A 13,447-nucleotide genomic window follows, 5' to 3' on the forward strand; every position below is an offset into this window, starting at 1 on the left:
GCCACTTCGAGCGGTCACGGTCGCGGCTTTCGCTTCTCCGTCCTTCGGGTCCGGTAGCGCGTAGTGGCAAGTCCGTCAGCGCGGCGAATCGCGCCGACGGCGCGATTCGCCAGCACGTACCGGGGTCGGCCGTCACGGAATGCCTTTAGGCCCCGGACGCAAACGACGACTCGATGACACGGGTGATACACACGGGGGACACCCACCTCGGGTATCGACAGTACCACTCCCCCGAGCGACGGGCGGACTTTCGGCGGGCGTTCGAGCAGGTAATCGACGACGCAATCGCCGAGGACGTGGACGCCGTGGTCCACGCTGGCGACCTGTTTCACGACCGTCGTCCGGACCTCGACGCGCTCCACGGCACCATCTCGCTGTTGGGCCGACTCCGGGACGCCGACGTGCCTTTTCTCGCCATCGTCGGCAACCACGAGGGCACGCGGGGCCGCCAGTGGCTAGACCTCTTCGAGATGCTCGGACTCGCCACGCGACTCGGCGACGACCCCGAAGTCGTCGGCGAAACCGCCTTCTACGGTCTCGACCACGTACCGAAGTCCAAGCGCGACGAGTTGGACTACCAGTTCGAGTCCCACGACGCCGACCACGCCGCGCTGGTCAGTCACGGCCTGTTCAAGCCCTTCGACATCGGCGACTGGGACGCCGAGGAGGTGCTGACCGAGGCCAACGTCGATTTCGACGCGATGCTTCTGGGCGACAACCACAAGCCCGACACCAAGGAAGTCGCCGAGACGTGGGTGACGTACTGCGGTTCGACCGAACGCTGTAGCGCCGACGAGCGCGAGGACCGGGGGTACAACATCGTGGAGTTCGACGGCGACGTGACCATCACCCGCCGAGGGTTGGACGCGACCCGCGACTTCGCGTACGTCGAAGCGACACTCGCCGAGGGTGAGGGCATCGACCGCGTGCGCGAGAAGTTGCGCGAGCGGGACCTCGAAGACGCCGTGGTCGTCGTGGAAATCGACGGCGAAGGCGAGCAAGTCACGCCCGCCCGCGTCGAGGAGTTCGCGCTGGAGCGTGACGCACTGGTCGCGCGCGTCGTGGACCGCCGGGAAGTCGAAGACGACGACGGCGAAGTCGAAGTCTCGTTCGCCGACCCCGACGACGCGGTGCGCCAGCGAGTCCGGGACCTCGGCCTGAGCGAGGCCGCACGGGGAATCGACGAGACGGTCCGTGCGAGCAAAATCGCCGACTCGAACGTCCGGGAGTCGGTCCGGAACCGAGTCGCCGAACTGGTCGAGGACGGCGACCGGTCGGCGTTCGAGTCTGCGCCCGGCGACGAGGGCGGGGATTCTGCCGCGGCAGAATCCCCGCCGGAGACCGATTCGACCGCGGCGACCGATTCGGTCCCCGACGCCGATTCGGACGACGACGGAACGCTGGAGGAGTACCTATGAAGTTCGACCGCGTGCGCCTCCGGAACTTCAAGTGCTACGCCGACGCCGACCTGCGTCTGGACCGCGGCGTCACCGTCATCCACGGGTTGAACGGGAGCGGGAAGTCCTCCCTGCTGGAGGCTTGTTTCTTCGCGCTCTACGGCGCGAAGGCGTTAGACCGGACGCTGGACGACGTGGTGACAATCGGCGAGGAGGAGGCCGAAATCGAACTCTGGTTCACCCACGACGGCGGCGACTACCACGTCCGGCGACGGATTCGCGCGACCGGCGAACGAGCGACCACCGCCGAGTGCGTCCTCGAAACCCCCGGCGACCCCGTGGAAGGTGCCCGCGACGTGCGCCGGACCGTGACGAACCTCTTCCGGATGGACTCCGAAGCGTTCGTCAACTGCGCGTACGTCCGACAGGGCGAGGTCAACAAACTCATCAACGCCACGCCGACCCAACGCCAAGACATGATAGACGACCTCCTCCAACTCGGCAAACTGGAGGAGTACCGCGAGCGCGCCAGCGACGCCCGACTGGGGGTCAAGTCGGTGCTTGACGACAAGCGCGGCAGTCTCTCGGAGCTTGAGACCCAAATCGACCAGAAGGAGGCCAAGAACCTCCACGAGCGCCTGAACCAGCGCAAGTCCGACCTGAAAGAGACCGAGGGCGAAATCGAGCGGTTCGAAGAGAACGAAGAGACCGCCGAGAAGACCCGAAAGCAAGCCGTCGAAGTGCTGGAGAGCTACGACGAGAAGCGCGAAGAACTCGACGCTCTCGCCGACGACATCGAGCAGTTGGAGTCCGAAATCGGCCGGACCGAGCGAGAACGGGCCGACCACCGCGAGCGAGTCCGGGAACTCCGCGAGCGAGTCGAGGACATCGACGCGGAAGTCGAGTCCCTGCTGGCCGACACCGAACTCGACTCGGCCGACGCCGAGGCAATCGAGGCGCGACTTGACGAACTCGACGCCGCGGACGACGAACTCCAGTCGGACCTCGGAGACGCCCGGACGCAGGCCAAGATGTTCGGCAATCAGGCCGACAATCTGGCTCGGCGGGCCGACGAGATGGAGTCGCGCGCGAGCGAGAAGCGCGAGCGCGCCGACCGACTCGACGCCGAGGCCGACGACGCCGAATCGGACCTCGAAGACCGCCGCGGAAAGCTCGACCGGTTGGACGACGACGTGGACGCGAAGAAGGCGGCGTTCGAGGACGCGCCCGTCGAGTTCGGCGCGGCCGAGTCGTACCTCGAAGACCGTCGCGAGGCGAAGGCCGACCTCCAGAGCCGAATCGAGGACGCGAAGGCCGCCCTCCAGAGCGCCCGCGACAGCGTGGCCGAGGCCGAGCAACTGCTCGACGCTGGCAAGTGTCCCGAGTGCGGCCAACCCGTCGAGGACTCGCCGCACGTCGATTCGCTGGCCGAGGACCGCGAGCGCGTGGCCGAACTCGAAGCCGAACTGGAGGACCTGCGCGAGACGCGAGAGACCGTCGCCAGAGAAGTCGAGACGGCCGAGCGACTCCGCGAGACCGAACGCGAAGTCCGGAACCTCCGGGACCGCCGCGAGAACGTCGAGCAGTTGGTCGCGGACAAAGAGGAGGCCGTCGCCGACAAGCGCGCGGACGCCGACGAGTTGCGCGAGGAGGCCGACGAACTCGAAACCGACGCCGAGGACAAGCGCGCGGACGCCGACGAACTCCGCGAGAAGGCCGACGACCGGGAGGCCCGCGTCGAGGAACTGGAGACCGAGCGCGAGGAGATTGCCGACAAGCGCGAGCGACTGGACGAGATTCGAGACCTGCGCGAGGAGATTGCCGACGCCGAGAGCGAAATCGAGCGCCACCGCGAGAAGCGCGCCAGCCTCGAAGACCAGAACGACCTCCGGCGAGAACAACTCGAAGACAAGCGCGAGCGCCGAAACGACCTGCGGGAGAGCTACGACGACCAGAAAGTGCAGTCCGCCCGCGAGGACAAGCGCGAGGCCGAAGAGTATCTACAGAAAGTCGAAGTGAAGTTGGACGAACTCCGGGAGCGGCGCGACGACCTGCAGAGCGCGATTGGCGGCATCCGGAGCGAAATCGAGGAACTCGAACGCCTCCGAGAGCGCCGCGAGGACCTCGCGGCGCGCGTCGAGTCGCTCGAATCGCTTCGCGACGAGACCGCCGACCTACAGGAGATGTACGGCGACCTCCGGGCGGAACTCCGCCAGCGAAACGTCGAACACCTCGAAGCGATGCTGAACGAGGTGTTCGACCTCGTGTATCAGAACGACTCGTACGCCCGTATCGAACTCGACGGCGAGTACGAACTCACCGTCTACCAGAAGGACGGCGAACCGCTCGACCCCGAGCAGTTGTCGGGCGGCGAGCGCGCGCTGTTCAACCTGAGTCTGCGGTGTGCCATCTACCGACTGCTCTCGGAGGGCATCGAGGGAACCGCGCCGATGCCGCCGCTGATTCTGGACGAACCAACCGTCTTCCTCGACTCGGGCCACGTCTCGCAACTCGCGGAACTGGTCGAGTCGATGCGGGACCTCGGTGTCGAGCAAATCGTGGTCGTGAGCCACGACGACGAACTCGTCGCGGCGGCCGACGACGTGGTGTACGTCGAGAAGGACGCGGTGTCGAACCGCTCGACGGTCGAGCGCCGCGAGAGCCTGTTAGAGACCGCGGACTGAGACAACGAAATAGGTTGCTCTCGGAATTGAAATTGTTTCTCTTACAATCCACTACCTATCTCGTTCGCCGGTGAGCAGTGCGAGTCCGTCGTCGGCACGGTCGGTCGTCGCGTACCCGCGCTCGCCCAGCACGCGGGTCTCTTCGACCAGTCCAGCGGCGCGAAACTCCGTCAGCACGCCGAGCAGGTCGCTCTCGCAGAGGTCGGTGGCGTCGAGCAGGTGTCTGACCGAGTGGGGACCGCGCTCGCGCAGTTCCACGAGCAGGCCGAGCGCGCGCTCGTTCGGGGTCGCGGTCAGGACGCGTCGGGCGGGTTCGGGGACGGCCCGCGCCGTCGTCGCCAGCGCCGACTCGCCGGACGCAGGTTCGAGTTCGTCGCTCTCCCGATAGCTCTCCTCGCCGGTCTCGGGGTCCCGAACTTTACAGGAGTCGCCGGACTGCTTGACGAGCAGGTAGACGCTCCCGGAGTCGTCCCGGACGGTTCGCATGGCCGGTCGTAGGCCCGACGCGCGGTTAGTCCTTCCGTTCGGGGTCGGCCGCGTCCTCGGTCCCCGAGGACGCGGCGTCGTCGTGGGCGTCCTCGCTCTCGCCGTTATCTCCCCCGTCCGCTCCGAAGCCGTCCGTCACCTTCCGGTACCGACGCCACCCGCGGAGGAACGCGAACGCGCCCACGGCGACCATCGCGCCGCCGACCTGCCACCGGCGCTCGAAGCCGACGAGCATCAGGCCGAAACTCACGCCGAACAGCGCGACGTTGAAGATGAGGACCAGCGACCAGAACTGGCGCTTGAGTTCGGGACTGGCGTCGTTTTTCGCGGTGTCGGGCACCCGCGGCGGTTCCGGCGCGAGACCCTCCGAGGGGTCGTCGGGGAGCAGGTCGGTCTCGGCCTCCGGCGGGTCCTCGGGGAGCAACTCGGCTACCGAGTCGTCGCTGTCGTCGGCCTTCGAATCGTCGGATGCCACTGTTCGACAGTCGAAACGGAACGAGCAAAAGGGCTTCGTCCCGCCGCGGGTCAGACTTGCTCTTTGAGCGTGAGCGGTTCCCCCGCCTTCAACCACGCCAACGGGTTGTCCGCGTCGTAGAATACGACGCCGTCCTCCGTCTGATAGGACTCGACGGTCGCTTCCGGGTCGGCGGGTTCGGGAAGCGCCGCTTCCGCACGGTCCAGCTCGTCGCCGGGGTTGACGTGGTCGGACATTGGCGTCACCTACTCCCGTGGTAAGTGTTAACACATTATATGTCTTTCCATTCCGGAAACCCTTTCGACGCCCGTCGATACCCCCGCAGTCCGGCGAAAGCGAGGGTTTTTAGCCGAAAGCGCCAAACCCCGAATACATGAGCGATTCGGGGTCTACGACGACACTTGGCGATTTCTCCGACGGTGGTGACGGCGGGCGCGACGTGGAGGCAGAGGCCCGCGCCGTCGCCGGGAGCGACCACCAGCACGCCGATTCGGTCGTCGGCGACGACGACTGGCTTCCCGACCCTGACGGCGAGGTCGAACTCTCGGTCGTACAGGTCGATTACACCGTCGAAGGGTCGGGCGACGACGAGGAGCCAATCGTCCACGTCTTCGGCCGCACGTCCGACAACGAACTCGAACACGTCCGCGTCGTCGGGTTCAAACCGTACTTCTACGCGCCGACCGACTCGCTGGACGCCCCGCCCGAAGAGAGCTACGACGTGCTGACCGGGAGCGAGACCACCGACGAGGACGGCGACCCCTACGAGAGCATCCGCGGCGAGAAACTCACCAAGATTTTCGGTCGGACGCCGCGGGACGTTGGGAACGTCCGCGACGACTTCGACCACTACGAGGCCGACATCCTCTTTCCCAACCGGTTTCTCATCGACAAGGACATCAAAAGCGGCATCCGAATCCCCGAGCGCAGAGACGACGACGGCGTCCTCTACTTCCACGACGAGTTGGACCGCCTCGAACCAATCGAAGTCGAGGCCGACCCCCGCGTCCACTACTTCGACATCGAGGTGGACGACCGGTCGGGATTCCCCGAAGACGGCGAAGAGCCGATTATCTGCCTGACGACCTTCGACTCCTACGACGACGAGTACGTCGCGTGGCTCTCCGACGCTCCGGAGGGAGACGCCGACCTTCCGGACGCCCTCCCCGGCTACGACCCCATCGAGGACATCGACATCGAAGTTCGAAGCTTCGGCGACGAGCGCGCGATGCTCGAAGCCTACCTCGATTACATCAACGAAACGGACGTAGATATTATGACTGGATGGAATTGTCTTCCGGCGGACAGCGACATCCAGATGGCCGACGGGACGGAGAAAGAAATTCAGAACGTCGAAGTCGGTGACGAAGTGGTCGGGTCGAACGACCAGGAAACCACGACTGCGACGGTCACGAACAAATGGCGAAGTGAAAAGGAAGTTCTCGAATTCGACTTGGCAGACGGAACGACGCTACGCTCTTCGGAGGAGCATCGCATTATGGTCGGGGATGACGAAACAGTCGATTGGAAAGAAGGCGGTGAAATCGAGACTGGCGAGTACGTTCTCAAACCACGTAGCCTGAACGTCGATGACCCGACTGTTCCATCGCTCGCCGAACTCGTCCCTGAGGAGTGCCAACGGTTCGAGACCGAAGAGACGGTCAAAGAATTTAAAGAGCGCCTTCCTTACGGTGCAGTTACCGAGCTAGCCACCGAATTCGACGCCTCGAAAGGAACACTCTACCACTCGGAAACGAGTGTTTGGACACCGAAACGATGTTCGCACGTTGCAGAGAAATATGACCTCGCCATCCCTGACGGCGGAACGGTCTACCGACGAACAGGTGTTGATTTGGAGCGGTCGATTACTCAGCACGAACTCTACTTAGCCGGGCTTGTCCTCACGGACGGAAGCATGTCGAAGTCGGACGGCATTCGCTTCTACAACACTCGCAAGGAGCTACACGAACAGTTCGATGACGACCCTCATCTGGAACCGGATGGTAAGGGTTGCTACAAGCAGAACGTTCTGGACTATGCGTCGATGTACGGTTTCAACGGACTTGGCATCCCATTCGGCGATAAAAACGCCGTTGAGGTTGACCTCTCTCCTGTCTACCAAATGCCCGAAGAGTACATCGCCTCGTTCCTTGCTGGTGTCATAGACGGAGATGGATGGGTGGATACCGATGTTTCGGTAGCCGTCGCAAATCCGAGTACCGGCGACTGGTTCGTGAAGCTCTTCAAGCGTCTCGGTATTTATGCCGAGCGGAACGGGCAAGTCGTACGTATTCCGAACGCGGAACGCGAGATTTCGGTTCTACGAGAGCGTGTCGCTCCTCACATGAACCACTCAACGAAAGTCGAACGACTCGCCACATTCGACACTGGAAAAAGCGGGCGAACGGAGAATATTCCGTACGCACTATTCGAAGCCGAAACGGGCACTGACGCGAAGCGTATCGGACGTGACAAACATCGTCGCGGAATCCACCTGAAACGGCACGAGACGGATTCCGAGGACTGGGCGGACTACGTTTTCGTCGCTGTCGAAGACGTAAATGTCGTCGGGACTGAGACTACCTACGACATCGAGACGACGACTCACAACTTCATTGCCGAGAACTGTTTGGTTCACAACTGCGACGATTTCGACACCCCGTATCTAATTGATAGGTTGGACAGACTCAACAAGCGCAACACTTCGACCGAGTACGACCTCGATTCGGACCGCCTCTCGCGCGTGAACGAGGTCTGGGATTCGGATTGGGGCGCGCCGACGGTCAAGGGCCGAGTCGTCTTCGACCTGCTGTACGCCTACAAGCGCACCCAGTTCTCCGAACTCGAATCCTACCGCCTCGACGCGGTAGGGGAAGTCGAGTTGGGCGTCGGCAAGGAGCGCTACCCCGGTGACATCGGCGACCTCTGGGAGAACGACCCCGAGCGTCTGCTTGAGTACAACGTCAGAGACGTGGAGTTGTGCGTCGAACTCGACCGCAAGCAGGACATCGTATCCTTCTGGGAGGAGGTGGCCTCCTTCGTCGGATGCAAACTCGAAGACGCCACGACGCCCGGCGACGCGGTGGACCTGTACGTCCTCCACAAGGCCCACGGGGAGTTTGCACTCCCCTCGAAAGGCAAACAGGAGAGCGAGGACTACGAGGGAGGCGCGGTGTTCGAACCCATCACGGGGGTCAAAGAGAACGTGACGGTGCTGGACTTGGCCAGCCTCTACCCCATGTCGATGACCACCATCAACGCCTCGCCCGAGACCAAGGTGGACCCCGACGAGTACGATGGCGACACCTACCGCGCGCCGACGGGCACCCACTTCCGGAAGGAACCCGACGGCATCATCCGCGAAATCATCGACGAGACGCTGGCCGAGCGCGAGGAGAAAAAATCCCTCCGGAACGAGCGCGAACCCGACACCCCCGAGTACGAGCGGTTCGACCGCCAGCAGAGAGCTGTCAAGGTAATCATGAACTCTCTGTACGGGGTCTTGGGATGGGAACGGTTCCGCCTCTACGACAAGGCGATGGGTGCCGCGATTACAGCTACTGGTCGGGACGTCATCGAATACACCCAACAGACGGCCAAAGAGATGGGCTACGAAGTGGCCTACGGGGACACCGACTCGGTGATGTTGGAACTCGGCGACGACGTTTCCAAGGGCGAAGCCATCGACCAGTCCTTCCAAATCGAGGAACACATCAACGAGGCCTACGACGACTTCGCACGCGAGGAACTCAACGCCGAGGAACACCGCTTCCAAATCGAGTTCGAGAAGCTCTACCGACGGTTCTTCCAAGCTGGCAAGAAGAAGCGCTACGCCGGACACATCGTCTGGAAGGAGGGCAAGGACGTAGACGACATAGACATCACGGGCTTCGAGTACAAGCGCTCGGACATCGCGCCCATCACGAAGGAGGTCCAGAAGCGGGTCATCGACATGATTGTCCACGGCGAGCAGTTGGACGACGTGAAGGAGTACGTCCACGACGTTATCGAGGACTACCAAGCCGGGAACGTGAATCTGGACGACGTGGGTATCCCCGGCGGCATCGGCAAACGCCTCGACGCCTACGACACCGATACCGCGCAGGTCCGGGGCGCGAAGTACGCCAACCTCCTGTTGGGCACCAACTTCCAGCGCGGAAGCAAGCCAAAGCGCCTCTACTTGGAGGGCGTCCACCCCGACTTCTGGCAGCGGATGGAGAACGAGGAGGGCTTCGAACCCAGCGGCAACTCCCGCGAGGACCGACTCTACCGCGAGTTCAAACAGGACCCCGACGTTATCTGCTTCGAGTTCGCCGACCAAGTGCCCGAGGAGTTCGATGTCGATTGGGACAAGATGCTCGAAAAGACCCTCCAAGGACCCATCGAGCGCATCCTCGAAGCACTCGGCATCTCGTGGGACGAGGTGAAGTCGGGCCAAGAACAGACCGGACTCGGCAGTTTCGTCTGACCGTCGTGGCCGACGAACACCTTCGATTCCCCTATTTTTCGTGGTGACTTTTCACATTCCAAAAAGTAAGTTCACTCTCCACGAAACTATTTACGTGTGAATGCGAAAGTATTATGCGTCGGACAACCCTTCTTCCGAACGACTTAGGTGAACCTAACAATGGCAACGCTCGAACTCAAAAATCTACATGCAGAGGTCGTCGAAGCCGACGAGAAGATTCTCGACGGCGTCGACCTCGAGGTCAAATCCGGCGAGATTCACGCCCTGATGGGTCCCAACGGGAGCGGGAAGTCCACCACGGCGAAAGTAATCGCTGGCCACCCGGCCTACGAGGTAACGGAGGGTGAGGTACTGCTTCACCTCGACGACGAGGACGTTCCCGAGGACAAGCGGTCGTGGGACCTGCTGGAACTCGAACCGAACGAGCGCGCCGCGCTCGGCGTCTTCCTCGGCTTCCAGTACCCGGCCGAAATCGAAGGCGTCACGATGGTCAACTTCCTCCGACAGGCACTGAACGCCAAACTCGAAGAGCGCGAGGAACTCTTCGAGGACGAAGAGGAAGCCGAGACTGACGAGGAAGACGACGCTGGCTACGACACCAGCCCCATGGAAGGTCCCGCCGACGAGGGCGAAGTCGGCGTCGCGGAGTTCCAGCAGATTCTCTCCGAGAAAATGGAACTGCTCGACATGGACGAGAAGTTCGCACAGCGCTACCTCAACGCGGGCTTCTCCGGCGGCGAGAAGAAGCAAAACGAGGTGCTTCAGGCCGCCATCCTCGAACCGTCCATCGCGGTGCTTGACGAAATCGACTCCGGTCTCGACATCGACCGACTACAGGACGTGTCCAACGGCATCAACGCCCTGCGCGACGAGCAGGGCACCGGCGTCCTCCAGATTACCCACTACCAGCGGATTCTGGACTACGTGGAACCGGACCACGTTCACGTCATGCTCGACGGCGAAATCGCCATGAGCGGCGGTGCAGAACTCGCCGAGAAACTCGAAGACAAGGGGTACGACTGGGTCCGCGACGAAGTGTACGAGGCCGCGTAAGGTGATAGCATGAGTTCCGAACAAGACCAACTGAAAGAGACAAACACGGAAGAGCGCTTTTCGTTCAAGAAAGACGAGAGCGCGGCGGTGAAATCCGAGAAGGGGCTGACCGAAGAGGTCGTACGCCTCATCAGCGAGGACAAGGACGAACCGGAGTGGATGCTGGAGCGGCGGCTCCGGGCGTTGGAACACTGGAAGAAGATGCCGATGCCGACCGACTGGCCGGGCCAACCCGACCTGTCGGAACTCGACGTAGAGGAAATCGTGCCGTACATCCGGCCGGACGTGGACAAGCGCGAGGGCGCGGATAGCTGGGACGACCTGCCCGAAGACATCCAAGACACCTTCGAGAAACTCGGCATCCCGGAAGCCGAGCGCAAGGCGCTGTCGGGCGTCGGTGCCCAGTACGAGTCGGAGGTCGTCTACCAGAACATGCAAGAGCAGTGGGAGGAGAAAGGCGTCGTGTTCTGCAACATGGACGAAGCCGTCCAAGAACACGAGGACCTCGTGAAGGAGTACTTCATGACCTCCTGTGTCCCGCCGAGCGACAACAAGTTCGCCGCGCTTCACGGTGCCGTGTGGTCGGGTGGCTCGTTCGTCTACGTCCCCGAGGACGTGACGGTCGAGATGCCGGTACAGGCGTACTTCCGGATGAACTCGGAAGGCATGGGCCAGTTCGAGCACACGCTCATCATCGCTGAACCCGGCAGTGAAGTCCACTACATCGAAGGGTGCAGTGCGCCGAAATACGGCACGCACAACCTCCACAGCGGAGGTGTGGAAGTGTTCGTCAAGGAAGACGCGCACGTCCAGTACTCGACGGTGCAGAACTGGTCGAAGAACACGTTCAACCTCAACACCAAGCGCTCCATCGTGGAGAAGGGCGGCCGGATGGAGTGGGTGTCGGGGTCGATGGGGTCGAAGGCGACGATGCTGTACCCCTGCACGATTCTGAAGGGCCGGGGGGCGTCGGCGAACAACATCACCATCGCGTTCGCGGGCGAGGGCCAGAACATCGACACGGGCGCGAAGGTCTACCACAACGCGCCTCACACCAAGTCCACCATCGAGTCCAAATCCATCTCGAAGGACGGCGGCCGCACCAACTACCGGGGTCTGGTCCACATCTCGGAGGGCGCCGAACACTCCTCCACGTCGGTGGAGTGTGACGCGCTGATGTTCGACAACGAGAGTACGTCGGACACGATGCCGTACATGGAAATCGACGAGTCGAAAGTGGACGTGGCTCACGAGGCGACGGTCGGGAAAATCGGCGACGAAGACGTGTTCTACCTCCAGTCGCGCGGTCTGGACGACGACGACGCCAAGCAGATGATTGTCTCGGGGTTCATCGAGCCGATTACGGAGGAGTTGCCCATCGAGTACGCCGTCGAGTTGAATCGGCTCATCGAACTCGAAATGGAGGGGAGTCTCGGATGACCGCCACACAGGTACACGAGACCATCTCGGAAGAGACGGTCCGAGAGATTTCCGACGAACTCGGCGAACCCGACTGGCTGTTGGAGACGCGCCTCGACGCGCTGTCGGCGCTCGGCGAGTTGGACATGCCCGACGTGATTCGGACGCCGGGCCGGGACTGGACCAACCTCGACGCCCTCGACTACGAGGGCTTCGTGGACCCGCTGAACGCCGCCGAGGAGAAAGACCAAGTGGGTCCCGAGGACGCCGAAGTCCTGCCTATCTCGGAGGCAGTCTCCGAGCGCGAGGACCTCCTGAAAGAACACTTCGGGTCGGTCATCGACCCGCAGGAGAACTATCTGACCGCGCTCTCGACGGCCCTGTTCAGCACGGGGACGCTCGTCTACGTCCCGAAGAACGTAGACGCCGAGGACGTGACCATCCGGACGACTCAGCACTCCCAGTCGCTGTTCAACTACACGCTGGTCGTAACCGAGCAGTCGAGTTCGGTGACGATTCTCGAACGCCAAGACACGGGCGAATCCGTCGAAGGCGAACGGTACTACAGCGGCATCGTGGAAGTCGCCGCGGGCGAGAACAGTCACGTCCAGTACGGGTCCCTGCAGGACTTGGACGAAGAGACGTACAACTACACGCTAAAGCGCGGTGACGCCGACGACTACGCCACGGTCAACTGGGTCGAGGGTAACCTCGGGTCGCGTCTCACCAAGTCTTCGGTCGAGACCGAACTCAACGGCGAAGGCTCCGAGACCAAGACGGTCGGGGCGTTCTTCGGCCACGACGACCAGCACTTCGACATCGCGGCCCGCGTCTGGCACAACACGGCCCACACGACGGCGGACCTCGTGACCCGCGGCGTGTTGGACGACGAGGCCCGGTCGGTCTACGAGGGCGTCCAAGACGTTGGCCGGGACGCGTGGGATACCAACTCCTACCAGCGCGAGAACACCCTGATGCTCTCCGACGAGAGCGAGGCCGACGCCTCGCCGAAACTCATCATCAACAACCACGACACCGAGGCCAGTCACTCGGCCACGGTGGGCCAAATCGACGAGGAGGACATGTTCTACATGACCTCCCGCGGGCTTGACGACGAGTCGGCCCGCAACATGCTCGTGGAAGGCTTCTTCGTGCCCGTCCTCGAAGAGGTCGAAGTCGAGGAACTCCGCGAGGACCTCCAGATTCGCATCGAAGAACGGCTTCACGAGTAGTTCTCTTTTCGTCTTTCTCCCTTTCGCTCGACTGAGTAGCGGTCGCTCTCGCCGTCGGACCATCCGACCACGTAACGGCGGCCGACCGAATCACCGGGGTTGAGCTATCTCGTCCAGTCCACTGTGGGGTGGATAAAGGGGCCGCCCGCTCGCGGGCCGGAGGCCCGTGGTCGTCTCAGCGTGGCTCTATTCCGGGCGCGCAGTCCTGCGCGCCCGAAATATCCCGCGGAGCG

General features: G+C 62.7%; 9 protein-coding genes. 6 read left to right on the forward strand and 3 right to left on the reverse strand.

Going from position 1 to position 13,447, the window contains the following annotated elements:
* Window positions 1-173 precede the first annotated feature (173 nt).
* A complete protein-coding gene (gene mre11, locus P2T60_RS02655) occupies window positions 174-1,418 on the forward strand; it encodes a DNA double-strand break repair protein Mre11 (RefSeq protein WP_276281014.1) in 1,245 nt (414 codons plus the stop codon).
* Complete coding sequence (rad50, locus tag P2T60_RS02660; protein ID WP_276281015.1) at window positions 1,415-4,081, forward strand: DNA double-strand break repair ATPase Rad50; 2,667 nt, start codon at window positions 1,415-1,417, stop codon at window positions 4,079-4,081. Before mre11 ends, rad50 begins: the two co-directional genes overlap by 4 nt.
* A gap of 51 nt (window positions 4,082-4,132) precedes the next feature.
* Here the strand turns inward: rad50 and P2T60_RS02665 are convergent, their stop codons facing one another.
* From P2T60_RS02665 to P2T60_RS02675, 3 genes are read right to left on the reverse strand one after another with little or no spacing between them, the layout of a single operon-like run.
* Window positions 4,133-4,567, reverse strand: a complete 435-nt coding sequence (locus tag P2T60_RS02665; protein ID WP_276281016.1) for a DUF7346 family protein — start codon at window positions 4,565-4,567, stop codon at window positions 4,133-4,135.
* Between the two features lie 25 nt (window positions 4,568-4,592).
* Complete coding sequence (locus P2T60_RS02670) at window positions 4,593-5,042, reverse strand: DUF7322 domain-containing protein (protein WP_276281017.1); 450 nt, start codon at window positions 5,040-5,042, stop codon at window positions 4,593-4,595.
* 50 nt (window positions 5,043-5,092) lie between these two features.
* Entirely contained in the window at window positions 5,093-5,278 is a 186-nt protein-coding gene (locus P2T60_RS02675; RefSeq protein ID WP_276281018.1) for a DUF7331 family protein, read from the reverse strand.
* 137 nt (window positions 5,279-5,415) lie between these two features.
* Between P2T60_RS02675 and P2T60_RS02680 the strand changes: the two genes are divergently transcribed.
* The 4 genes from P2T60_RS02680 (at window position 5,416) to sufD (ending at window position 13,214) form a co-directional block, all read left to right on the forward strand.
* Window positions 5,416-9,510, forward strand: a complete 4,095-nt coding sequence (locus P2T60_RS02680; protein ID WP_276281019.1) for a DNA polymerase domain-containing protein — start codon at window positions 5,416-5,418, stop codon at window positions 9,508-9,510.
* A gap of 159 nt (window positions 9,511-9,669) precedes the next feature.
* Window positions 9,670-10,563 carry an ABC transporter ATP-binding protein gene (locus tag P2T60_RS02685; RefSeq protein WP_276281020.1) on the forward strand — a complete coding sequence of 298 codons (894 nt, stop codon included), beginning with the start codon at window positions 9,670-9,672 and terminating at the stop codon, window positions 10,561-10,563.
* Between the two features lie 9 nt (window positions 10,564-10,572).
* A complete protein-coding gene (sufB, locus tag P2T60_RS02690) occupies window positions 10,573-12,003 on the forward strand; it encodes a Fe-S cluster assembly protein SufB (protein WP_276281021.1) in 1,431 nt (476 codons plus the stop codon).
* Window positions 12,000-13,214: a Fe-S cluster assembly protein SufD gene (gene sufD / locus P2T60_RS02695; RefSeq protein ID WP_276281022.1), complete on the forward strand. Its 1,215-nt coding sequence runs from the start codon at window positions 12,000-12,002 to the stop codon at window positions 13,212-13,214. The genes sufB and sufD overlap by 4 nt, the downstream gene beginning before the upstream one ends.
* Window positions 13,215-13,447 lie beyond the last annotated feature (233 nt).

The sequence above is a fragment of the Halorussus caseinilyticus genome (assembly GCF_029338395.1).
GTDB classification, from domain to species: Archaea; Halobacteriota; Halobacteria; order Halobacteriales; family Haladaptataceae; genus Halorussus; species Halorussus caseinilyticus.

Coding starts and splice junctions, on each gene's coding strand:
- mre11 (WP_276281014.1), top strand. CDS start 174: ATGACACGGGTGATACACACGGGGGACACCCACCTCGGGTATCGACAG.
- rad50 (WP_276281015.1), top strand. CDS start 1,415: ATGAAGTTCGACCGCGTGCGCCTCCGGAACTTCAAGTGCTACGCCGAC.
- P2T60_RS02665 (WP_276281016.1), bottom strand. CDS start 4,567: ATGCGAACCGTCCGGGACGACTCCGGGAGCGTCTACCTGCTCGTCAAG.
- P2T60_RS02675 (WP_276281018.1), bottom strand. CDS start 5,278: ATGTCCGACCACGTCAACCCCGGCGACGAGCTGGACCGTGCGGAAGCG.
- P2T60_RS02680 (WP_276281019.1), top strand. CDS start 5,416: ATGAGCGATTCGGGGTCTACGACGACACTTGGCGATTTCTCCGACGGT.
- P2T60_RS02685 (WP_276281020.1), top strand. CDS start 9,670: ATGGCAACGCTCGAACTCAAAAATCTACATGCAGAGGTCGTCGAAGCC.
- sufB (WP_276281021.1), top strand. CDS start 10,573: ATGAGTTCCGAACAAGACCAACTGAAAGAGACAAACACGGAAGAGCGC.
- sufD (WP_276281022.1), top strand. CDS start 12,000: ATGACCGCCACACAGGTACACGAGACCATCTCGGAAGAGACGGTCCGA.